We start from the raw sequence: 24919 nt of genomic DNA on the forward strand, positions 1-24919 counted from the left end.
ATTGCTAAGTCAACATTTCTTGTCGAAACGTTGATATAAATTCATTTACTATCGTATTCTTAAAAATCTATTCAAAAGTTATACTTTGAGAAGTTTCCTTTACTTAACGTATAGTTGTTGGTTCGGATAGATTCGCTCTTGTCGTAATCCATTTCTCACTTTGATTTCCTCAACTGTCATACTAAATCTCCGAGCAATACTAACTAAAGTATCACCTTTTTGTACAACATATAATGATGATGAAACTACTTGGTTTTTTTGTTCATTTAAAACAAGCAACGGATTCATCGCATTCCTTTTCTCCATCGTCCATCTTCCTTGATGCACTTCTAAATGTAAATGCGCTCCTCGCGATTCTCCTGTATTCCCTACCTCTCCAATTCGCTCTCCTTTTGAAATATTATCCCCTTGAACTACATATCTCTTATTTAAATGCGCATAAACAGCCTCATATTCTCCATGTTTAATAAACACAACATTTCCATAACTACTTGAAAAATAAGACTTTGTCACCTTACCATTTTGAATAGCTACAACAGGCGTTCCAATGGACGCAGCTATATCAATACCATAGTGTTTCCCATGTCTTGTCCCAAAATAATCACTTACCTGCCCATCAACAGGCCATATCCACTGATTCTCTTCAGCATAAACATGTAATTGAGATAAAAATAATATACTCAATATCACCACGCCACATTTTAACGCTTTCATATACATCCTCCGTTTTCTAATAACCGTCATACCTTCTCTATTGTGGGATATTATAGAAAAAAGTATACAAAAAAAGAAGTGAATTACTCCACTTCCTTCTCTTTTTTATTGCGAAAAACAAGTGCACTGCGGTTATATTCCACATCTTTCACTTGTAAACGCGCATTTATTACTCTAGCTACCGCAAACAAATAATCAGATAACCGATTTACATACTTTAGAACAATTTCATTGGTTTCTCCTTCTTTTTGCAACGACACTATACAACGTTCTGCTCTTCTTATAACTGTACGTGCAATGTGTATTGTAGCTGATGCCTCGCTACCACCTGGTAAAATAAAACGTTCTAATGGCGGCGCTTCTTCTGTATAAGAATCGATTCTTCTCTCTAAATACTCGACCATCTCTATCGTTACTTTATAGGGAATTTTCTTCTCTACTATTGCTAAATCTCCTCCACAATCAAATAGTTCATGTTGAATATTTTCAAGCTCGTTATAAATGTCACGAAAACATTCCTCTTGCAATTTTGACAGCGCGTATCCGATATGAGAGTTCGCCTCATCAATCGTGCCATAAGCTTCCACACGTATATGATCTTTATCCACTCGGCCACCTATTACACTCGTTTCCCCTTTATCTCCTGTTTTTGTATAAAGTTTCATTTTATTATGACACCTCTCTTTTTTCATACTGATTATTAAAGGAAAAAACTCTACCATTCTTTATTTAATTGAACTTACAAAAAAATAAAAAACAGTAGAGCTTTTATTCATTATCACTTTTAAAAAACATGCATATCTAAATTATACGATTTGGTAAATATACAGAGAATGTAGTTCCTTCTCCAACGACACTGGATACAGAAATCTTTCCATCATGACCTTGAACAATATTTTTAGCAATCGCAAGCCCGAGTCCAGTTCCAACCTTTTTCCCACGCGTTCTCGCTTTGTCAGCTTTATAGAACCGATCGAACAAGAATGGAATATCTTCTTCTGGAATACCCGCACCTGAATCCTGCACTTCAAAAGCAAGGCCACTATTTTCCGTATTAATTACAAGTGTAACATGTCCACCCGCATTTGTATGACGGATTGCATTATCAATTAAATTCGTCAATACCTGCTCCATACGATCTGCATCAAACGGATATTGTTCAATTGGGCTTTGGAAATCAACTGTTAATTGAACTTCTTTATCCTTTGCAATCCCTTGGAATTTACGGCCGATTTTTTCGACAAAAGGATGAATATCAACTTCACCTATATGTAACTCTACATGACCACTTTCCATACGTGCTAAATCTAATAACTCATTTACAAGTTTACCTAAACGAACAGATTCATCATAAATAATTTGAACAAACTCATTAATTTCTTCTTTTGTTTGCACAATATCATCTAAAATCGCTTCACTATACCCTTGAAGCATTACCATCGGTGTACGAAGTTCATGTGATACATTCGCAATAAAGTCTTGACGCATTTTCTCAAGACGACGCTCTTCCGTCATGTCTCGCAATACTGCTACTGCTCCACGAATTTTCGTTTGATTGTAAAGCGGTGTCATAAGAACTACGTAGTTACCTTTTTGCAAATTAATTTCAACAACCTGTTGTTGTTCGCTTTCTACAACGAGATGGAATAGTTCAACAAGTTCAGAAGGAAGTTTTTTACTTAATTCTACTTCTTTTTCTTCTTGCCAAACTTGTAAGAAATTTTCTGCCGGTGGATTGATAACAACGACTTCACCTTCTTGATTTAACGTAATAACACCATCCGCCATACTACTCAAAATGCTAGCTAACTGCTCTTTTTCCTGCTGCAGGGCATTCATATTAAACTTCAACTGCTTACCCATTTGATTTAAAGCAGTTGCGAGCTCCCCAATTTCATCCTGCGACACCATAGGGGCTTTCGTATCAAATTTCCCGCGCGCTACCTCAAAAGCAACCTCACGCATTTTACGGAGCGGCGCTGTAATTCGGGTAGATAAGAAGAATGCAAAGAAAGTTGTTAAAATAATCGCAATCCCGGCTGATAAGAAAATAAAATCAGTCGTTCTCTCCATACCTTGTATCGGCACTTGTAAAGATTCATATACAAACACTGCACTTTGATTTTTTGACTGCACTGGTTTCCCGACAATCATAATATCATTTTCCGTGTTTTTATTTTTTCTACTATTAGAGGCTTTTCTAATATTATTCTTGATTTCCTTTTTATCTGTAAATACAGCTGCTAATTCTTTATCATTTTTCAAATCATCCATTGTAAGCGTAACTAATCCTTCTTGTTTCGGTGAAGAAGAAATTTCCTTACCGTCTTCTACAATGATAATCCTTGAAAGTGGGTCAGAAAATTTGTAGGCGATATCCTCAATCGTTTTGACATCGGCACCTTCTTCAATTAACTCTGAAACACTTGTTGCAACTTTTTGAAGCCTAGCTTCACTCATATCAACATAATATGTTCTAAAAAACTGCGAAAGTAAAATCGCAACAAATCCAAGAACAAACGAAACGAGAAGTAATATGGTCATCCATAACTTCCCTACTACACTTCTCCAAAGCATCAGTCGTTCACAACCTCAAACTTGTAACCAACGCCCCAAACGGTAACAATCATCTTCGCAGCATCTGGTGATTTTTTACTTAACTTCTCACGTAAACGCTTTACATGCGTATCAACTGTACGTAAATCTCCGAAGAATTCATATTGCCATACTTCTTTTAACAATTGCTCACGGTCAAACACCTTATCTGGAGCTTTCGCTAAGAATAATAGTAATTCATACTCTTTCGGTGTTAAATTCACTTCATTACCATCTGCTGTAACACGATGTGCATCGTTATCAATTGTTAAGTGCGGGAACACAGTAACATCTTTCGTCGTTGTATCTTGTGTAAAGAATGTTGTTGGTACAGCACGACGTAACACCGCTTTCACACGAAGCACTACTTCACGTGGGCTAAATGGTTTCACGATATAATCATCAGTTCCTACCTCAAACCCTTGTACCCGATTTACTTCTTCACCTTTTGCTGTCAGCATAATAATTGGTGTCGCTTTCTTCTCACGAACCCCTTTGCACACTTCGATACCATCTTTACCAGGCATCATAAGATCTAATAAGATTAAATCATAATCATTTTGTAAGGCCATTTCTAAAGCTGTATCACCATTATCCGCTTCTTCAATTGTGTATTGCTCTCTTTCTAAATACATTTTCAATAAGCGACGAATACGATCCTCATCGTCTACAATTAATATTCTTGATTCATTTTCCATTTCTACCCGCTACGCATTTTAGCGCAACGGTTCACACCTACCCTTCTACAATATTATGTTGCACTTATTCTCATTTAACAAAATATTTTTTAAACGTTTCACTTTCCATATTATGCTTCACAAGAATAATAAAGTTTGTTCATTTTTTTTCCAAAACTATGTATTTTATTTGAACAGTATATTATGTCCTCGACATCATTTTACAAAATCAACCGCTACTTTGTCATGTTTTTCTCAAAAAAGAAGAAAATTTGACAAAAATAAAATAGGAAAGTGACATACACTCTCCTATTTTATTTCTCTATGCATATGAATGTAAACCCGCAATGATTAAGTTCACTACAATAAAGTTAAACATAATGATCGCAAAACCAATTACTGCAAGCCACGCTGATTTTTCCCCATGCCATCCTTTAGATAATCGCAAATGTAATACTGCAGCATAAAAGAGCCACGTTATAAGTGCCCAAACCTCTTTTGGATCCCACCCCCAAAAACGCGTCCATGCTATTTGAGCCCAAATCATCGCAAAAATTAGCGCACCTAATGTGAAAACTGGGAATCCAATCGCAATAGATCGATATCCGATTTCATCTAGTAAATCACTATTCGTATTCTTTACTAGTGGCTGAAGTGCCGCTGATACTCGTTTGCGTAAAACGAGTCTTAATACAATATAAAGTAGTGTTCCAACTATTACTGACCAAATAACAGTATTTAATTTTTTCGCATTTACAATTGCTGGAACTTCGACTGTCGGTTCTAGTTTATTTTCTGTCAGTAACTTCCCTTCATGTGGTCCAACTAAAGCTGGGAGATTATACTTCATCTCGACTTGTTGTTCATTTTTATCAATCCATTGAAACTTAGCTTCATATTTCATACTGGAGAATACTGTCGTTACTGCAATAAATCCAACTGTACAAACAAGTGTGAACACTACCGTTTCTAACCAAAATGTACGTTTACTTCTCGTTGATTGATCTACATTTTTCAATAAATACATAACGCCCGTAATAAAACTAATTGCTAAAATTGCTTGTCCTGCTGCTGCAGTCGTCACGTGAATGTGTAACCAGTTACTTTTTAAAGATGGGATAAGCGGGGATATTTCCCTCGGGAACATACTTGCATAGGCAATTAATAAAAGAGCAACTGGTAATGCAAATAGTCCAATTATACTTACGCGGTACATAAAATACATTACAATAAATGCTCCGACAAGCATCATACCGAAAAACGTACCGAATTCGAAAAAGTTACTAACTGGCGCATGACCTGATGCAATCCACCTTGTAACAAAATATACTGTTTGTGCTATAAACCCTAAAATTGTAATCGTTATTCCTACATTTGCCCATTTATGACCCTTTTCTTTAATGGCTCCCCCAAAAAATAGAGTCGCAATTAAATATAAAATAAATGCGGTAAAGAGAAAGTTACTACTTATTTGCACCATATCGTTTCCCCACCTTAACTAATTTTTTTATCAATTACTTTATCATTTGGCTGTGGAATTGCTGTACCTTCTATTACTCTTTCAATATCTTTCTTTAAACCGAACCAATTTTTATTCGTATGCCCTGCAATCCACCATTCATCATTAACACGTTGTATCCAAATACGGCGATGATTCCAATACATACCTTGAATGACACCAACCATAAATATAAATCCTCCAATACCGAGAATCCAAAGCGTTAAATCTTTTCTTACAGTAAGTGCTGTTGCATTTTGCATTTCAACACCTGCAAACGACATTTTATATTTGTTGTTTCCATCAGGTTCTATATTTTGCTGAATACCAACAAAACTCACTTCACCATCTGGTGTTTCAGGTGTAAACATTTTAAATACAAATGCAGGATTGTTTGGTAATTTCGTTTTTGTATTTGGTTTTCCATTCTCATCAAAATAAAAATCAGGAAAATAGCTTAATAGTTCTAGAGAATAACCATTTCCTAAATCATATTTTTCCTTAGGATTCGTTAAATCTACTTTAATCGGTCCCCACTTTTGATTATTTTCTTTATTTTGCAAGTTAAAGGACATACTTTTAAATTCACTTTCTTTATAATCCACTTGATACACTGCAAATTGATCAAATTTCAGTGGTTCATTCACGCGAATTTCCGCTTCTTTTACCTTTTCTAATTTTGGTTTTTGACCCGCTATATTTTCTCCTACCGCTTTGTATAATACAGCATTTGTTTGGAAGTTTTTCGCAATCATTTTATCACCAACGCGATCAATCGCTTCATCATAAACTTCTTTGTCCTTACTCTTATCATAAACTTCCTTGATAAACTTTTCGTTCTTCAAATAGTATTGTCCATCCGTCCCTGGTATTTCTTTCGTTTCACCGTCACGTAACCAAAGTGCTTCGTCTACGTACATACTCGGTAAAAAACGAAGCATTGCACCGAACAAAAAGATAATAAGACCGATATGATTTACATATGGACCCCAACGCGAGAAGCGTCCCTTTTCTGCTAAAACGTTTCCGTCTTCCACTTTCACGTTATAGTTTCTTTTCTTTAAATTCTTTTGCACTCTTTCCAGATCACCATCTTGAGGTGTACCAGTCCCATATAATCTCTGTCTCTTTAAAAAGCTTGGATGTCTTTTTACGCCTTGCTTTTTTAAAGCTTTATAAAGTGGAATAACGCGGTCTAAACTACATATCACAAGTGAAATACCGATAGAAGCAATCAAAATCATATACCACCATGAACCGTATAAATTATTAAATCCTAATTGATAGTACAATTGTCCTAAAAATCCGTATTCTTGTTTATAATATTCAGCTGGTGCAATTCCTGGCGTTATGTACATTTCTTGCGGAAAAATAGTTCCTATCGCTGATGCAGCTAAAGTTATTACGATTAGCCATACACCCACTTTTACAGAAGAGAAAAAGCTCCAAATTTTATCGACTATCGTTTTTGTTTGCGTGAGAGATCTCCGCGCACTCCCCTCATAGCGCATATCCAATAGTTTTACATTTTCATTGCTTTCAAATGGTTTCCCACAAGCTTCACAAAAAATGGTTCCTATCGGATTAACATGTCCACATTCACATTTAATTTCTTTCAACACTCTCACCGCCCCTGTATCTATATGTACTATTGTATATTCTAACCTCAAGTTACCGCAATACTCAGAATTTTTAAATCAGAGGCGCTATTGACATGCACCTCTTATGTAAAGGCTTTCTTTATTACGGAGTAATTTTCTTTAAATAGCCTTCTAACTGTTCTTTCGTTTGTTCACCTATAATTTGCTCCACTACTTTTCCATCTTTATCAATCAAAAAGCTTGTCGGTAATGGACCTACTCCATATGTTCCTATAATCTTTTGTCCTTTATCAATGGCAACTGGGAATTTCAAACCATATTGGTTCACAAAGTTCTTTACTGCAATATCCGTTTCATCTGCATCTAACGCTATGATTTCAACGCCTTTTTCTTTATACTTTGGATATAATTCATTCATATAAGGCATTTCTTTTTCACAAGGTTTACACCACGTGCCCCAAAAGTTTAAAAATACACCTTTACCCTTTAAATCTTTTAGTTCAATTTTCTTCCCTTCTAAATCCGTCACAACAAAGTTAGGTGCTTCTTTTCCGATTTGCATTTTCTCTTTATTAGCAAAGAATCCTTGATAAAGTGTAAATCCTACAGCACCGCTTAAAATGAGCAGAATGATAACACGAAATAATAAGCGATTTTTCTTCATCTTTTCTCCCCTCTCCTCGGTAAATGGTATGTATTCTTTTCTGTAAATGTTGTATTGAATAAATCACCAGCAGAGCACTCCACTGGTGAAATTTTAACTCTATAGCTTATCTTGGCTTTGTAGAAGCAAGTGCGCGTAATTGTTTTACCTCATGTGGTGTCAATTCTCTTGCATCACCAGGTCGCAAACTACCCACTTCTAAAAAGGCATAACGTTCACGTTTTAATTTCACTACTTTACAGTCTAACGCTTCAAACATACGACGTACTTGACGATTACGGCCTTCGTGAATTGTTAATTGTACAATCGCCATCTCTTTACGCTTGTCCCAAGAAATAATTTTCACATTTGCTGGTGCTGTTTTCCCGTCTTCTAACATAACGCCTCGTTCTAACATGCGAATTTTCTCACCTGTTAATGGTCCTTTAATTTTTGCAACATATGTTTTTTCAACTTTATATCTCGGGTGCATTAATACATTGGCGAAATCTCCATCGTTTGTCATCAATAATACGCCAGACGTATCATAATCTAAACGTCCGATTGGGAATAAACGTTGTCTGATTTCAGGGAAAAAGTCTGTTACAACACTTCTTCCTTTATCATCTGATACACTCGAAATTACACCAGTTGGTTTATATAGTAAAAAATAAACAGGTTCTTCTTTTTCAAGAGGGATGTTATTTACTTCTACTTTATCTTGAGGAGTTACTTTTGTTCCTAACTCCTTCACTATTTTCCCATTAACTTTCACTTTTCCTTGCTGAATTAATTCCTCAGCCTTTCTTCTCGATGCAATACCTGCTTGCGCAATCACTTTTTGTAATCGTTCCATTTCTTTTTTTCACCTCGAATTTATCTTACCTTACATTAGAAAGACTTGGCAACCGCATACGCTTTACGGCTATTCGCTCCTTCTCACTTAAACAACATAGCGATGATAATAAACATATAAAGGTCAAATCATGTTTTTACCCTTTATTATTGTCCACATTTTTCATATTTCTCACAATAAAAGTTCATCATTTTGTCAAAAATACCGCATAAAAAAACCACTATTAAACTACACGTTAATAGTGGTCGTATACGTATTATAAGCGAAATAGCGCAAAAAATGAATAGCATTACCGAAACAATAGAGAAACAAACACAATCGAGCAAATAATTCCGATCAAATCTGCAAAAAGCCCTACCTTTAATGCATCTCCCATTTTTCTAATACCAACAGCCCCAAAGTATACTGTTAAAATATAAAAAGTCGTATCTGTGCTACCTTGCATCGTTGAAGCTAATCTTCCAATAAACGAATCTGGCCCATATGTCGCAATTAAATCAGTCGTAATACTTAAACCAGCCGATCCCGAAATAGGACGTATAAGTGCTAGTGGAACAATTTCCGCTGGGACATGAATTAAGTCTAACATCGGCTTCATTACAGATATCATCGCATCTAACGCTCCAGACGCTCGAAAAATCGAAATGGATACAAGCATTCCCACCATAAACGGTAAAATGGAAACTGCAATTTGAATCCCTTCTTTTCCTCCCTCAACAAACGATTCATACGTCGGAACTTTTTTTATCGTGCCATATAAAAGGATAAAACCGATTACACAAGGGATTACCCATAATGAAATTGTATTTACAATACTCATTTTTTCCGCCCCTTTCTACTCCTTCTTCGGTAAAAATAGCGGTCAATCCAAATTGCTCCAATCATAGAGAGTACTTGTGCAATGAATGTTACCCCAACGATTTCGGTAGGATTTGCTGATTCATAAGTCATTCGAATCGAAATGACAGTAGTAGGGATTAAAGTAATCGCTGATGTATTTAATGCGAGAAACGTCACCATAGAGCGACTGGCCGAATCCTTCCCTCCATTTAACTCTTTCAATTGTTCCATCGCTTTAATACCAAGAGGGGTCGCTGCATTACCTAATCCAAAAAAGTTTGCCATCATATTCGATAAAATAAATCCCATTGACGGATGATCTTTCGGTATTTCTGGAAACAACCTTTTTACTATCGGCATAAAAAGTGTAACTAACTTTTTTAATAACCCTGCTTCCTCTGCAATTTTCATTAAACCAAGCCAAAATACTAAAACGCTAATAAGTCCTATACAAATTGTTACTGCATCTTTTGCCCCGTCAAATACAGCTTTAGTTACTTCTTCCATCGTTCCGTTTATCATGGCATATACAATCCCTATGATCGCCATCGCTGCCCAGACGAGATTAACCATCGTTCCCAACACCTATCATATAAGAAAAAATTTCTTGCACATTATTCCAATACATTCCCGTTGTAGCTATTAACTTCCGTTTACTATAAAATAAATTCCGTTCTCCAACTTTCTCATTGCCAACATAAACATCTGTCTTTCCAACTTTTACTCCATCCATAAGTTTTACACTTTTATCGAGTTCAACTTTTAATACCACGCTCTTTTTTTCCTCTTCAGTTAAAGGCACGAAAAAACTATTTTTCGTATAAACATGATTAGCATATTTCTTTTCATTTATTTCAGCGAGTGCTCCTTGTCCTAAAACTTTCGTTTGCTTGAAACGTTCAAAACCTTTGTCAAATAAATTCATATGATCATCCCAATCACTAGAAGCACTCAAAGTTACGACAATTAAATCTAGTCCATCTTTTGAAGCTGTCGTAACAAGTGTCCGTCCTGCTTTCTTCGTAAAACCTGTCTTTCCTCCTGTTGCAAATTCATAATAAGATGTCACAAGCTTATGTTTATTTTTCCACGGATAATCCCAAGAATCTGATTTATACGTTTTTGTTCCAAAAATTTTCTTAAAGGTCTCGTTCCCCATTGCATATTTCGTTAATAATGCCATATCATAAGCCGACGAATAATGCGATCCATCCCCATCCAAGCCATGCGGGTTTGAGAAGTGCGTATCTTTCATTCCGATTTCTTTCGCTTTTTCATTCATTAAATATACGAACCCTTCTATACTTCCTCCCACATTTTCAGCAATTACTTGTGCTGCATCATTACCTGATCTAAGCATTAATCCGTAGACTAAATCTTCTAACTTCACTTTTTGTCCAGGTTTTAAATAAATTGCTGATCCTTCTACTCGTACTGCTTCATTACTCACCGATACTAGTTCTTTCATTTTTCCTGATTCAGCAGCTAACAATGCTGTCATAATTTTTGTTATACTCGCAATTTTTTGTGGCTCATGTTCTAATTTCCCATAAAGTACACGACCAGATTGTTGCTCCATTAAAACTGCGTTACGAGCACTGACACCACCGTTCATTTTTGCATATGTAGGAATCGGCATAACGCTTGCATACATTATAATTAGCGTAATTATTATACAAATTCGTCTCATATTTCCCCCCCACGTCCTTTTGGCACTTTTTGTACAAGTGTATGCTTGGCCTTTTAAAATATGAACGAAATCTTCCTTCCACCTCCAATAAAAAAGACGCATGGGATATGCGTCTAATACGGCGTCCATTCAATTTGCTTTGCACTTTCAAATCTCTTTTCTACATCAGGCCAATTTACAACATTCCACCAATTTTTAATATATTCATCTTTTCGATTTTGATATTGTAAATAATACGCATGTTCCCATACATCAAGTACAAGGAGTGGTATCGTATCCCACTGTGTAAACAATTGATGAAGCGTGCTTTGCAAAATTTCTAACCTTCCTGAACGGGGTACCCATACAAGAATCGCCCATCCTGAACCTTCCACTTTAGAAGCTGCTTCTGTGAAATGCTTTTGAAAACGTAAAAAACTTCCGAAATCTTGCTCAATTTGTTGTGAAAAAGCCCCTCTCGGACTTCCACCACCATCTTTTTTCATGTTATTCCAAAATATCGTGTGTAAGTAATGACCTGATCCATGAAAAGCCGCTTCTCTTTCCCAATGCTTAATTAAATCAAATTGATTTGTTTTTCTCGCTTCTTCCATCATCTTCTCTGCTTTATTTAATCCTTCCACGTAACTACGATGATGTTTATCATGGTGTAACATCATAATTTCTCGTGAAATGTACGGTTCTAACGCACTATATGGATAAGGTAATGGTGGGAGTGTATGCCCCCCAATCGGAACAGCTCGTTCGCTATCCCCTCTTTCACATAGTTCATATTCCTCTCCTTCTTGCACAAATACCTCCTGTAAATGGTGTTGAATATGTTCTACATCATCACTTATTTCATACATAAACTCGGCATCTGTGTCGTATTCATGCTCTTTCATACGATCTAATAGCGTTTGAATTTTATAAGCAAGCATATGGACATCATACACTTCCATTGCACGGCTATCTAATACTTGAAGAACACTTTCACACCAACTTTCTACTTCATGAAAGTAATCTGTAAATACACCTTGCTGACTCATGTCACACCTCCTTGATGCTATCCACTTTAACTATATTCAATTAAAATCCCTTATATAACTGGACAAAAGGAAAAGAAGCTAAGTGTCCTTAGCTTCTTTTCCTTAATCAATATTTGTGCAACATTTTTGTTTGATAATCTGTCTCATAATATTCTAGTTCTTCACGCATCAATTGAAATTCCCCTTCTAAATCCTTCATCATTCGTTCTATAGATCCAGGTGGTGTTTGCTGAAAAACAATAGAATTTTTCCCTGTATAAGCGGAACGACTATTTTCATACCAATGATCATTCTTTGGTGAAAAAAACTCTGCAATTACTTGATGATAAATCTTATATAAAACTTTTTCAGCTGCTGTCTTTCGAAATGGCTGGCTATTCAGCAAAACAAAACATGCATCAAGTCCTTCTTCACAAAAAACAAGAAGCCTCCTTATTGACCCTAATATCCCTTTATAATATTGCTCGTTTCCTGTTGGTGTTTCCTCCAATAAAGAAGGTAATGTATGATAATTTACATAATTAGTTATTAAGGAAATGACATCTTCTAAAAATATAGAAACTTGTTCTGTTTGATTTTCAACCATCAAATTAGACATGGCTTCTCTCTCCTTTGCCGTTTTACGCTATTTCCACTCTTTTATTTTTATGTAATTCAGCTAATATTTCTTGTACTTTCACCACTGTTCCTTCGTCAAAGTATCGTTGAAAGTCTGTTACTTCATTGAGATACAAGCGCTTCTGCGCGCGTAACTCTTTATTGTTCACTAAACAAGCGATTGCTACAATATCTCGTAAATATACGTCTTGTTCTTCTACTTTATAAACTGGATTTCCTTCAAAAGGGGTAATTTCTTGTAAAATTTCTTCAAAATATCGAACATATAAGACAGAAAAGGTTTTCTCTTGATTATTTAATACATATGTCACTTCAGATCTATTAAAAAAATCTTCTGATGTATTCGGTTTTGCTTTTTCTAACTCATATCCTGCATAACCTATTATAACCATCTACTTCCCCTCTCTTCCTTCTTTCACCTTATTTTAACCCAATTTTCCGATAAACGAAATATTCTTTTAAATATAACCTATATAAAAAATAGCTTCCCTATACAGGAATTTACCTTTTTATTTTTCTTGAAGTTTGTCATAATAATATTATTGTCTCAGTTTTCTTACACAAGGAGAGTTGTATTTATGTCGTTTTCATGGAAACGTTTCTTACAGATTGGGAAAATCATCTTCCCATTTGTTGTCTTAACAATTGTATTCTTTCAGGCTAAAAAAGAATTAGCAGGTATTTCTTTTTTAGAAGCGATCCAAACCATTAAAAACATTCCAACTGGAGGAGTCTTTTTAGCAATTACACTCGGTGCATTTGCCGTATCAACAATGTTCTTTTATGACTTTGTTATGCTTCGTTACTTAAAAGCAGATATACCTGTACAAAAGATTTTCCGCATTTCATGGATTGCTAACACTTTAAATGGATTTATCGGTTTTGGTGGTCTTGTTGGAGCTGGTGTACGTACAATGCTCTATCGTCCGCATATAAAAGATAATGGAAAACTTATTAAAAGCATTGCCTGGATGACAACTGCATTTATTAACGGATTAGCTATTCTTTCATTCCTCGGTCTCATCGGAATATTAGATACAAGATTTATTCTGCACGAAAAACCGTGGTTATGGCCTGTTCTTATCTTCTTTGCTCTTTTCGTTCCTATATATATTGGGTTTTCTAAAATTAAAAATAGAAAAACAAAACAAACTGAAGGACAAGAGAATGATGAAGAAGAAGAGAAAAATCCAACTGTTTTATATTCATTAGTTTCATTAGTCGAGTGGGTCTCTGCCGGCATTGTTATGTATGTCATATTAATATTGTTTGGAATTGATATCGACTTTCAAAAGTTTTTAGGTGTCTATGTAATTGCGGCTTTAGCCGGTGTCGTAAGTCTTGTGCCCGGTGGCCTTGGATCGTTCGATCTTGTTTTCTTAACTGGACTAGGACAATATGGCGTTGATACAGGGGTACTACTACCTGCTATGTTATTATATCGCCTTGTCTATTACATATTACCATTCTGCCTTGGTCTCATTTTTGCAGCCTTTGAAATGACAGGAGCGGCCATTAAAAAAATTGAAGATAAACCATTTATTGCACCTGCTTTAGAAACAACTGGTGTGATTTGGACTTTACAACGTGATTTTTTAGGGAAATTAGGTTCATGGGCATCCGCTGCTTTAACAGTATTTGCAGGCTTAATGGTTATTTTGTCAACCATTCTACCAACAAGTATCAATCGAGCTCACGCCTTACATATTTTAGCTCCAAAGCATCTAATTCAATTTTCTTTTAGCTTATCATTAACATTTGGGATTCTCCTCCTTATTCTTTCACGAGGAATATATTATGGAACAAAGCGTTCTTACTATATGACGATTGTTTCTTTAATTGGAGCGGCAATCTTTAATACCTTAAAAGGAATTGATATTGAAGAAACCTTTATTTTATTAATCGTACTTGCTGTATTATATATGCTTCGTAAAAGATTTGTACGAGAAAAAATGGAAGTCTCTCTTTCTGATGTCGTAAAAGTTCTTCTATTCTTATTGCTAACGTTATATTTATATAAAAACTTAGGTATTTTATTTGCAGGTGCAAAAGAAGCTTTCAAACCTGATTTTGTCGTTCGGAATATTACACAAGTTAAACGAAGTGCATTAGCAGCCGCCTTTTTCGTTCCTACTTTTTTACTTATCGGTTCACTAATTGCCAATCGTTACCGTAGTGAATTTCCCGGGCAACCAGCCAATGATAAAAGGTTAGAAAACTTCTTAGAGGAACATGGCGGGAATGTACTTAGTCATTTAGGTTTTTTAGGAGATAAACAGTTCTTCTTTAGTAGTGATGGAAAAGCACTTCTTCTCTTTTCAATTACTGGAAAACGTCTTGTTGTACTTGGTGATCCAATTGGTGATCCATCCTCCTACCGTACTGTGTTGCAAGAATTTTTAGCTGAAGCTGATCGATTTGGGTATATTTGCGTATTTTATCAAATTGAAAGTAAATGGATGAGCTTATACCACGATTTCGGCTATAACTTCTTTAAACTTGGCGAAGAGGCTGTCGTTGATTTAAATACGTTTACAATAACAGGGAAAAAACGTGCTGGTATGCGAGCTACTTTCAACCGTTTTGAACGAGAAGGTTATACATTCTCTATTCATGAGTCACCATTCTCAGACGAATTATACGAGGAATTAAAGAAAGTGTCTGATGCTTGGCTTGGCGGAAAAAAAGAAAAAGGATTTTCACTTGGGTACTTCGATCGTGAGTATATTAGCCGTGCCCCTATCGCTACTTTATCTGATGCAGAAGGAAAAATAATTGCCTTTACAACCTTTATGCCAGTATATCAAAGTGGCATATTATCCGTTGATTTAATGCGTTATTATCCAGACGCTCCTAGCGGCATCATGGATGCAATTTTTATCCACTTATTCCACTGGGCAAAAGAAAATGAATACCATTCCTTTAATATTGGTATGGCACCACTCTCAAATGTCGGTTTATCAACGCAATCGTTCTGGTCTGAACGAGTTGCCGCTGCAATATTTAATAACGTTCGTTACACATATAGCTTCAGCGGTTTACGACATTTCAAAGAAAAATACAAACCTGCATGGAGTGGAAAATATTTAGCATTTCGAAAGAATCATTCTTTACCAATTACAATGCTCGCTGTAACAAAATTAATAGGAAAACGAAAAAACAGCTAAGTACTTAGCTGTTTTTTCGTTTTTGCACTTGTATACTAAACTCTTTTGTATACTTCTTACCATTTATATAGAAATCTCCCCATATTTTATATGTTCCTTCTTCAGGAAATGTAATTCTATATTGTAATTGTTCATCCATATCAACAGGAATCGCGTATAAAAAATGCTCCCTCGTCTCATCAACTATATAAAGAGCGTTGACTTCTCCTCTTCCTGAATTTAATTTCAACTTTTCTCCCTTTTTCGCTTGAAACTGAAATGTTAATGTCGTTGCCTCATTCGGATGTAATGCACCAAATAAAAGAGACACTTGATGCTCTCCTATATTTTTTGTAAGTACAGTATCGACAGGTAGTTTCTTTTTATTCTTGTCCTTGTTTTTCTCCTTTTTTTCTTCACCAAAATCTTTCTTAGAAAATGATTCCACGGACTTGTTTTCATCTTCATACAAAAATATCGTGTACTCTTCACCTTTTGCTATATCTGAAGATAGCTTATACGATCCATTTCCAGCAAATATAGGCTTCGTTTGTTGTATGTTTTTCAAATTCCCATCCACTATCACCGCTCGAATTTGATCGTTCACACCACGAACTTCATTATTCATTTTATTTAGCAATTGAAACGAAATATCTGCTTTTTCATTTCCCTTTTTATTTTTCACATCCCATTTCACTTCTTGAACATCTCCGGTCGTTTCTACAGTTTCTTGATATTTTTTTATGTAAAATCCTCCTGCCACAATAAGTACTAGTGCAATAAGCCCAATGACAAGATTTTTCAAAATATCACCTACCATTTTTATTGTCTCTATCCATGCAAAACTTCTTATATATATATTCTAGGTGATGATTCATGAAATCCTCCTATTTTGTACACATTACAAATATTAAAAAGGTTTTGATTGACAGGATTCGTAGTGTATAATGCAAATGATATTGATTTCTATCAATACATAATAAGGAGGACTTTTCATGAGTGTACATATCGAAGCAAAACAAGGCGAAATCGCTGAATCTATTCTATTACCTGGTGATCCATTACGTGCAAAATATATTGCTGAAACATTTTTAGAGGACGTTACTTGCTATAACAACGTACGTGGCATGTTAGGTTTCACTGGAACTTATAAAGGAAAGCGTGTATCTGTTCAAGGTACAGGTATGGGTGTTCCTTCTATTTCTATTTATGTAAACGAATTAATTCAAAGCTACGGCGTGAAAAATTTAATTCGTGTTGGAACATGTGGTGCAATTCAAAAAGATGTTAAGGTACGTGACGTTATTATTGCGATGACGGCTTGTACAGATTCTAATATGAACCGCTTAACATTCCCAGGTTTTGATTTTGCTCCTGCTGCAAACTTTGATCTTTTAAAGAAAGCTTACGATGCTGGAACAGAAAAAGGATTACACGTTCGTGTTGGTAACGTATTAACAGCAGATGTATTTTATCGTGAGAGCATGGACATGGTTAAAAAACTTGGAGATTACGGTGTATTAGCAGTAGAGATGGAGACGACTGCTCTTTACACATTAGCAGCTAAATATGGTGTAAATGCATTATCCGTATTAACAGTAAGCGACCACATCTTCACTGGTGAAGAAACAACATCTGAAGAGCGTCAAACTACATTTAACGAAATGATTGAAATCGCTTTAGATGCAGCAATTCAGCAATAGTACACTAAAGAACTCGTCATACGTCTGGCGAGTTCTTTTTTATGCTACAATACTTCGACAGTCACTGCACCTTCTCTTTATGTGACTTTCTATAAAAAACTACTTTAGAGAGAGACAGATTTCTCCCCTCTATTTTTTTGATAACCTTTGTTATAATTAAGAAATCATTTATATTACAGTATTTTTCATACGAGGTGAAACAGTGAAGAACAGAAGCATCGTCTTTAAACTATTTTTATTAACATCAACTTTATTTACAATTATATTTCTCCTTTTTTTCCTTGGACAATCTCTATTTTTAGAGAAGTTTTATATTAATAAGAAAGTAAAAACCGTTCAAACGGCTTTTGAAAAATTCGTAGATAATTACGAAAAAAGCGCTCAAGACTTTGAGGACACTAGAAAATTAAAACAAGAATTTCATGATAAAACAAATGCCGAAATCCAATTTTTAGATTCTAACGGAATTATTAAAAGTGAAAACAGTTTTTACATTGATGTGATTAACCCTAACAATAATAAAACCTATTCCATCCCCCTTAACAATCTTTTAACACCAGAAGAATATAATAAATTCGCAAACTTAGGATTAAAAAAAGATGGAATAATTTATGTAGACGGACTACTCCAACCGAATAATATGATAACACCTCTAGAATTAATAACTAATAATACTAGATGGGAAAATGAACAATTCAATTCAGATTTTCAATCTATTAGTGGTAATCCATCTAAAAATAAACTTAAAAATCGATATAATGATACTGGTTCTCCAATCGATTTTACTGGGGTAATATCTAAATTACAGCTTCCTTCCAAAACTGAGGTTCGTCTTGCAAAGGATTTTGAAACATTACAAGCTGTTCAATATTTTGCAAGAACTATTAGGCAAGGTGCTTCTAATTCAAATCAATTAAACACGTATATTTTAGATAGTGGGGAAAATATAAAAAACAGTGTCTTTGTAAAGCCTATTATGGAAAACGGAGAAATTAAGGAGTACGCTTTTGCGATAGCATCTTTACAACCCGTTAATGAAGCGATGCTCGTTTTAAAAGATTATTATGTCTATGCCTTAATTATCGTGTTTCTCGTTATTATTTTGTTATCCTTCTACTACTCAAAAATCATTGTTAAACCATTAATTAAGATAAATCGCGTTACAAAAAAAATGGCCAACTTTGATTTTAGCGAGAAGTTACCTGTTACAGCAGACGATGAAATTGGTGGGTTATCAGGTAGTATTAATACACTCTCTGTAAATTTAAAGGATCGAATCGACCGATTAAATGTTGCCAATACAAAATTACAACAAGATATTGAACGCGAACGTCAATTAGAAAAAACGAGAAAAGAATTCATTTCTGGTGTATCTCATGAATTAAAAACACCACTTAGTGTTATTCGTAGCTTCGCTGAAGGTATTCAAGATGGCGTAAGTAAAGATACGACATATTATACAAATGTTATTTTGGAAGAAACAGATAATATGAACAGGCTTATTGTTGAAATGTTAGAATTAGCAAAACTTGAATCTGGTACGTACAAACTAGAAATGTCGACATTCTCAATCGGTGAATTAATTCAACAAATCTATACAAAATTATTATTTAGCATGGAGGAAAAACATTTACAAGTGGACATACATGCTGACTCTTCTCTATTTGTTAAAGCAAATCGTAGCCGTATTGAGCAAGTAGTTGTAAACTTACTTAGCAATGCAATTCGATACACTCCAGATGGAGAAAGAATACACGTCTCTGTTGTAGAAACGGAAGATAATGTGAAAATTGAAATCGAAAACACAGGTAATCCTATTCCAGAAGAAAGCCTTGAAAAGATTTGGGATCGCTTCTACCGTTTAGACGCTTCTCGTAGCCGTCATACTGGAGGTACTGGTCTTGGGTTATCTATTGTGAAAAACATTTTAGATCTCCATCACGCCGAATACGGTGTGTATAATACTACTAATAGCGTTGTATTTTATTTTAATTTACAAAAAGTAAAAGAAGTCAAATAATTTGTCTTAATTTCACTAGGAGTTCACATGAAATTCACACTCTCCCTTTATAGTTAGAAACAAGTTAATCCTTTCCTTTACACACATAAAAGAGGAGAGTGCGTGAAATGAAACAAGCAGGACAACCTATTCAAAACGAAAAACAATTAGAAACTATCAAAAATATACTTTTACAATCTTCGAAACGTGATGGCTTATTATTCGTATTAGCTGTAAATTCTGGCTTAAAAGTAAGTGAAATTTTACAATTAAGAGTCAGTGATGTAATCGATGAAAATGAAAATGTTCGCCATTCCATTTTATTTTACAATGAAAAAGTAAAAAAACATAAATGGTTTGCTGTAAATGAAGACTTACAGCACGCAATCGAAGACTACATGAAAGAACGTAAAACTTGGAAACGCAATGAACCATTATTAAAGTCTCAAAAAGGGACAAAGTCTATTACGAGACAACATGCATGGTACATTTTAAACAAAGCTGCAAAAGAAGTTGGATTAGAAGGGATTAGCTCACATACACTTCGAAAAACTTGGGGCTATTGTGCATACAAATCAGGTGTTGATATCGCATTTTTACAACACTTCTTTGACCACAGTACTCCATCAAAAACTTTAAAGTATATCGGTATTGCTTAATAACTCTTATACATAAAAAAGGTTACCATTTATAAATCTGGTAACCTTTTTTATATTTCATATTCTCTTTCCTTGTCTCTCCTATACTGTAGTGGTACTCTAATAGTAAGGGGGAGAAATTATGAACACATTAACAATTGAATTACCGAAAGAAACGGCTGAAAAACTTGATTTATTAAAGAAATCTTATGAAAAGAAAACAGGTGCTACCATTTCTGAAAGCACTCTTGTTCAAACGCTTATCTCAAAGGAATTTATCCAAGCGATAACTCCTTTTGATTTACAACAATTCGTCAATGGAAAAGAACAGCAGTAATCGCTGTTCTTTTTTTTATTTATTTTCAAAATATCAAAAGTTTTTTATTTATTTTTCGAAAAACTATTGACTATGATAATGATAACCATTATCATTTATTATGAAGCCAACAATTGATGAATCAACCAAACGCTCAGTAACATTGTTACCCCTCTTTTTCATATAGAAAAGCACTGTACATTCCCCCTGTTTGTGCAGTGCTTTTCTTGTTTGTATTTATTCAAATAAATTTAATTGCTCCGGTTTCGGTTCACCATATGTAATATTCAACATTTCCATCAATTGTTTTGCATTATCCGCGGCATCTCCACCTGAATTATTATTAAACAAAACAAATATATCCTTCGTCTTCTTTTTCAATCGCTCTAATCGTTCTACCCATTCCGCCAACTCTTTACTATTATAACGATATAAACAGCGAACCGCTCTCCAATTTTCTCCTTTATCCAGCCAACCATGGACATTTCGGCCATGAAAACGTATTAACGCCATGTCCGAGTTTGTTGCCTCTAATACAAGCGGTACTGATCCTATTCCTGCCTGAGGCTCATCACAAATTGTATGAATCCATTTTTCTTTTTCTAAAAACTGTAACGTCTTATCTCTCATTTCTGGATAAAACCATGTTTGATTTCGAAATTCTATTGCGCATGGTAAATCTTCCATTTTTTCTTTCGTGTATCGAAGTAAATCTACATTTTTCACTTTACAATCAAACCATGGTGGATATTGAAATAAAATCATTTTTAATTTATTCGCTTCTATTAAAGGAAGAATGGATTGTTTATACACATCAAACATCTCATCGAACGTAGAAAAAGGGATTTCCCCTTTCATATGTCCTGTCATTCCTTGATAGGCTTTTACTATAAAAGAAAAATCTTTCGGCGTTTCCATCGCCCATTTTGTATAATTCCGCGCAGGTTGTATCGCATAAAATGAACTATCTACTTCCACAATGGGAAAATGTTCACTATAAGTTCGCAATTTATTTCTATTTTCATAGGGATTTACATATAAAGAATCATGATCTCCCCATCCCGTTACTCCAATAAAAAGCAAACGAATTCCTCCCTTCTCAACTTCAGCCTACACTCATTCTATATTACTTCACAAAAATACCATCCGACCAATTTCACAAAGTAGCTCTTTCTTTAAGAGTATCTATATAAAAATATGATATACTAGATGGAAGAATTTTTAAATTGAGGGGTTATTTATTTATGCTTCAAGACGATATTATTTTATCTCATGAAAATCGAATAAAAGAGTTAGAAAATAAAGTGCGGTTATATGAAGAGCTTGTAAATCAATTACCACATCATTTCACATATAAAAATCCACATATTAGTTTGCAAATAAAAAAAACGAGAACATCTCATTCTATTCAACCCATACAACAAAAAGATAAAGAGCCTACCTTTCAGCTTACTTGCGATTCACTATTTTTATTTGAACAACTCGAAAAATATTTTGTTCATATTTTCGATGCATTTTCGCATCACGTCACTTTTATTGATAATAAAGGTAACATTACATTATGTAATCAAGCTGCTGCAGATGATTTTGGTGTCATACGAAATTCTATAATTGGGAAACCAATTCAACAGTTATTAAACTTACCTGAAGAACAAATTAAAGCTATTGAAACGTTAAAAACGGGAACCGAAATATATAATGAAGAAGTATTGGACAAAAACTACGGCATCGTAAACAACCGCATTATTCGTGATTATAATGGAGAGATTTTCCGAGTTATTAGTGTATTTCATTATTTAAATACAGAACGTGATGCCGAAAAGTTTTCTCTAGCTGGTCGAATTGCTGCTGGGATTGCACATGAAGTACGAAATCCTCTTACAACGGTACGTGGATACTTGCAATTTCTACAAGATAGCGTTTCTCCATCCAATAAAGAATTGTTTAAAAGTCTACTCATTCCTGAACTAGATCGTGCAAATAGTATTATCACAAAATTTTTAGCCATTTCAAAAACGCGTGAATTTACTAGAGAACCTTTTCCGATCAATACGTTTTTACGCGAATATATTCAACAACTACTTGCTAGTGAAGTTTTTTTGCACAACATTTCTATTGACTATGATTTTTCTACTGAATTAGATGGTGTACTCGTCAATATTGATCGCCATGAACTCGTGCAAGTTTTTTTAAATTTATTTCAAAATGCTATCGATGCTCGAGGCGAAAGACCTCTTTCCATTCAAATCTCTAGTTATCGCCTAGATAACTTTGTTCGGATTACTTTCACAGATAACGGAACTGGGGTTCCTCCAGCTATTCAAGAATATATCTTTGATCCATTCTTCTCAACAAAAGATTCAGGAACAGGACTGGGCTTGTCAGTAACGAAGAAAATTATTCAAAATCATAACGGTACATTAAAAATGTCTAGTAATCAAAACGGTACAACTTTCACTATTTCTATTCCAATTTTACCTAAAGCGAACTATGAACGAATTAATCATTAAAAAGGTTGTGCTGTTCCACGAACTGCACGCAAATTGTTAGATATAATTTAACAATTTGCGTGCAGTTTTTTTATTCTAGCCTATTCTTTTTTAACTCATATAAATCTTTCTCTATCTCTTCATTGTTCTTTGTTTTCACAATTTAGGTAAACTTCTTATTTTTTTTGAAATAGTAGTTTGTCCCTCACGAATTCAGTTTAGTTTTCATTTTATTATATAGTAACGACTATTTATTCTATAAAAGAAAGGGAAAGTATTTTATGGTAATGATTGTTGCGAAGTAAGAGCTTGCAGTTATATTAACATCTCTAAGGCAGAACTAAAAGAGTATGCTAGACTTCTTCAAGCTCTTGGTCATAGTATTCAAGCTGTATTTCAAAACCCTTCTCAAGAAAACATCGATAAACTAATTGCTCTCCTGAATAATCTTCAAAAATTCCTCAGTTGCTTAGATTTATCACCTGCACAAGAAAAAATTGGTAGTTCTATTATTGCTAACTTATTAACTATCCTAAAGTCCTCACCTTTCTCATGCGGAGCATTGTACGTTGAGCTACAAAGTTTGCTTAATTATTTATTGTATATTACTAAGTTATTCAAAATCGATTGCTGTACTATCGATAAACTAGTTAAGCTTATTACAGAAATTCAAGCTATCCTAGTTCAATATGGATCAGGTTGCCTTGGTGGAGGAACAATAGGACCTACTGGACCTCAAGGACCTGCTGGTGCTACTGGCGCTCAAGGTGCTCAAGGACCTGCTGGTGCTACCGGTGCTACTGGACCGGCGGGCACACCAATCCCTGTAACTATAGCAGCAATAGGAAACTCCAATGCACAAACTATATCTCCTGGAACAAACATCCAATTCAATCAAGTTTTTGAAATAAATAATATAATTTTTAACGACACTTCAGATACTTTAACTATTCTAGAAACAGGAGTATACGATATTAGTTTCTCAGCATCTACAACCTTCCCGGGTTCTTCACCATTCGGGTTCGGTATTTCATTCAACGGTCAACCACCTACTCGCAATTTTTCAACTAACGTTATCGGTAGTGCTGTTTCTTTCTCTACAATCGTTACTTTACAAGCTGGTACAACAATCGCTGTACAACCTACAGCTAATACTATTTCTATTCCTAACACTGGTGACACAACAGCTACACTATCAGTCTTCCGAATTTACTAACTTTTAGTTTTTATCTTATTTTTGAAAGACCAAGAATATTTGGTTTATAGTAATTTGTATTATTTTGATTGTATGTTAAATCTCTCTTTTAATAAAAAGGAGTACTTATTTTGGAGGATAAGTACTCCTTCTTTACGTTTCTTTACTTCAAATTTACTTTAGCTTAATTCTCTTTTTGTATGATAAATAGTGAAGACAAAGACATGAAAGAGGGATGATAATGAGAATTATATCACTGACACGTTTTTGGTTTGTTCTTATGGTATGCATAATTTTATGTATAGGATTTCTTTTAACTCTAAAATATTCAAACATTTCAAAAGCAGAAAGAAAAACAGTTCCATACGAACTTCTGTATACAAAACAAAACGACATCCCGTATTCCTCTTCCACACAAAATGAAAAAAAGGTTATAACAGGAATGCTTATTACAGAAGCTTCTAGTTACGAAGCGCTACTTCAAATTGCTGAAACGATTAAAGATCAGTATACAAATAAAGAAATTGATGAAATCACACTTTCTATTCACAATAAAAATAATGGTAATTATGAAGAAGAATTACCTTACGAACCTATTAGTAAAGGTACCGTAATCGTCACATACGATTCTCAATCCTTTGGCAGTACGAATATTATACTTAACGAGTAATAT

Annotated in this window: 23 protein-coding genes and 1 pseudogene; 8 read left to right on the forward strand and 16 right to left on the reverse strand. The window is 34.6% G+C overall.

What is annotated here, in order from left to right:
• Positions 1-99: 99 nt before the first annotated feature.
• From BAU27_RS03880 to BAU27_RS03945, 14 genes are all read right to left on the reverse strand, one after another.
• Positions 100-714, reverse strand: coding sequence for a peptidoglycan DD-metalloendopeptidase family protein (locus tag BAU27_RS03880; protein ID WP_071744880.1), 615 nt, complete (start codon positions 712-714; stop codon positions 100-102).
• An 83-nt stretch (positions 715-797) separates the two neighbouring features.
• On the reverse strand, positions 798-1379 hold the full coding sequence (locus tag BAU27_RS03885; RefSeq protein ID WP_071770158.1) for a cob(I)yrinic acid a,c-diamide adenosyltransferase: 582 nt from the start codon (positions 1377-1379) through the stop codon (positions 798-800).
• 136 nt (positions 1380-1515) lie between these two features.
• Entirely contained in the window at positions 1516-3291 is a 1776-nt protein-coding gene (gene resE / locus BAU27_RS03890; RefSeq protein ID WP_083595866.1) for a sensor histidine kinase ResE, read from the reverse strand.
• Positions 3291-4007, reverse strand: coding sequence for a DNA-binding response regulator ResD (resD, locus tag BAU27_RS03895; protein WP_000426861.1), 717 nt, complete (start codon positions 4005-4007; stop codon positions 3291-3293). Before resD ends, resE begins: the two co-directional genes overlap by 1 nt.
• 301 nt (positions 4008-4308) lie before the next feature.
• On the reverse strand, positions 4309-5466 hold the full coding sequence (gene resC, locus BAU27_RS03900) for a cytochrome c biogenesis protein ResC (protein ID WP_002011757.1): 1158 nt from the start codon (positions 5464-5466) through the stop codon (positions 4309-4311).
• A gap of 14 nt (positions 5467-5480) precedes the next feature.
• Entirely contained in the window at positions 5481-7106 is a 1626-nt protein-coding gene (gene resB, locus BAU27_RS03905; RefSeq protein WP_002011755.1) for a cytochrome c biogenesis protein ResB, read from the reverse strand.
• 121 nt (positions 7107-7227) lie between these two features.
• On the reverse strand, positions 7228-7749 hold the full coding sequence (gene resA, locus BAU27_RS03910; RefSeq protein ID WP_071744877.1) for a thiol-disulfide oxidoreductase ResA: 522 nt from the start codon (positions 7747-7749) through the stop codon (positions 7228-7230).
• A 106-nt stretch (positions 7750-7855) separates the two neighbouring features.
• Complete coding sequence (gene rluB, locus BAU27_RS03915; protein ID WP_071744876.1) at positions 7856-8584, reverse strand: 23S rRNA pseudouridine(2605) synthase RluB; 729 nt, start codon at positions 8582-8584, stop codon at positions 7856-7858.
• A gap of 289 nt (positions 8585-8873) precedes the next feature.
• Positions 8874-9404: a spore maturation protein SpmB gene (spmB, locus tag BAU27_RS03920; RefSeq protein ID WP_002201161.1), complete on the reverse strand. Its 531-nt coding sequence runs from the start codon at positions 9402-9404 to the stop codon at positions 8874-8876.
• Complete coding sequence (gene spmA, locus BAU27_RS03925) at positions 9401-9997, reverse strand: spore maturation protein SpmA (RefSeq protein WP_071744875.1); 597 nt, start codon at positions 9995-9997, stop codon at positions 9401-9403. The genes spmB and spmA overlap by 4 nt, the downstream gene beginning before the upstream one ends.
• Positions 9990-11114: a D-alanyl-D-alanine carboxypeptidase DacB gene (dacB, locus tag BAU27_RS03930; protein WP_071744874.1), complete on the reverse strand. Its 1125-nt coding sequence runs from the start codon at positions 11112-11114 to the stop codon at positions 9990-9992. Before dacB ends, spmA begins: the two co-directional genes overlap by 8 nt.
• Positions 11115-11227: 113 nt before the next feature.
• Positions 11228-12142: a superoxide dismutase gene (locus BAU27_RS03935; protein ID WP_071744873.1), complete on the reverse strand. Its 915-nt coding sequence runs from the start codon at positions 12140-12142 to the stop codon at positions 11228-11230.
• Positions 12143-12248: 106 nt separating this feature from the next.
• Positions 12249-12740 carry a YpuI family protein gene (locus tag BAU27_RS03940; protein ID WP_071770159.1) on the reverse strand — a complete coding sequence of 164 codons (492 nt, stop codon included), beginning with the start codon at positions 12738-12740 and terminating at the stop codon, positions 12249-12251.
• A gap of 22 nt (positions 12741-12762) precedes the next feature.
• Positions 12763-13152, reverse strand: a complete 390-nt coding sequence (locus tag BAU27_RS03945; protein ID WP_071744871.1) for a hypothetical protein — start codon at positions 13150-13152, stop codon at positions 12763-12765.
• Between the two features lie 186 nt (positions 13153-13338).
• On the opposite strand from BAU27_RS03945, the gene mprF reads away from it, so the two are divergent.
• A complete protein-coding gene (mprF, locus tag BAU27_RS03950; RefSeq protein ID WP_071770160.1) occupies positions 13339-15927 on the forward strand; it encodes a bifunctional lysylphosphatidylglycerol flippase/synthetase MprF in 2589 nt (862 codons plus the stop codon).
• Positions 15928-15931: 4 nt separating this feature from the next.
• On the opposite strand, the gene BAU27_RS03955 is transcribed toward mprF, so the two are convergent.
• Positions 15932-16726, reverse strand: a complete 795-nt coding sequence (locus BAU27_RS03955) for a hypothetical protein (RefSeq protein WP_071770161.1) — start codon at positions 16724-16726, stop codon at positions 15932-15934.
• A 175-nt stretch (positions 16727-16901) separates the two neighbouring features.
• Between BAU27_RS03955 and deoD the strand changes: the two genes are divergently transcribed.
• The 4 genes from deoD (at position 16902) to BAU27_RS03975 (ending at position 20583) form a co-directional block, all read left to right on the forward strand.
• Complete coding sequence (deoD, locus tag BAU27_RS03960; protein WP_000110707.1) at positions 16902-17609, forward strand: purine-nucleoside phosphorylase; 708 nt, start codon at positions 16902-16904, stop codon at positions 17607-17609.
• Positions 17610-17811: 202 nt separating this feature from the next.
• Positions 17812-19629: a sensor histidine kinase gene (locus BAU27_RS03965; protein ID WP_071770162.1), complete on the forward strand. Its 1818-nt coding sequence runs from the start codon at positions 17812-17814 to the stop codon at positions 19627-19629.
• A 107-nt stretch (positions 19630-19736) separates the two neighbouring features.
• A complete protein-coding gene (locus BAU27_RS03970) occupies positions 19737-20267 on the forward strand; it encodes a tyrosine-type recombinase/integrase (RefSeq protein WP_071744867.1) in 531 nt (176 codons plus the stop codon).
• 121 nt (positions 20268-20388) lie between these two features.
• Complete coding sequence (locus BAU27_RS03975) at positions 20389-20583, forward strand: DUF3924 family protein (protein WP_002149425.1); 195 nt, start codon at positions 20389-20391, stop codon at positions 20581-20583.
• Between the two features lie 216 nt (positions 20584-20799).
• Here the strand turns inward: BAU27_RS03975 and BAU27_RS03980 are convergent, their stop codons facing one another.
• Positions 20800-21645, reverse strand: a complete 846-nt coding sequence (locus BAU27_RS03980; protein WP_071770163.1) for a DUF72 domain-containing protein — start codon at positions 21643-21645, stop codon at positions 20800-20802.
• Positions 21646-21806: 161 nt separating this feature from the next.
• On the opposite strand from BAU27_RS03980, the gene BAU27_RS03985 reads away from it, so the two are divergent.
• From BAU27_RS03985 to BAU27_RS03990, 3 genes and pseudogenes are all read left to right on the forward strand, one after another.
• Positions 21807-23072, forward strand: coding sequence for a PAS domain-containing sensor histidine kinase (locus BAU27_RS03985; protein WP_071770164.1), 1266 nt, complete (start codon positions 21807-21809; stop codon positions 23070-23072).
• A 244-nt stretch (positions 23073-23316) separates the two neighbouring features.
• Positions 23317-24267, forward strand: a pseudogene (locus BAU27_RS30730) (Gly-Xaa-Xaa repeat protein); the annotation flags it as partial.
• Between the two features lie 220 nt (positions 24268-24487).
• A complete protein-coding gene (locus BAU27_RS03990; RefSeq protein WP_071770165.1) occupies positions 24488-24916 on the forward strand; it encodes a hypothetical protein in 429 nt (142 codons plus the stop codon).
• Positions 24917-24919 lie beyond the last annotated feature (3 nt).

Origin of the sequence: Bacillus sp. NH11B (assembly GCF_001884205.1) — a bacterium.
GTDB classification, from domain to species: domain Bacteria; phylum Bacillota; class Bacilli; order Bacillales; family Bacillaceae_G; genus Bacillus_A; species Bacillus_A proteolyticus.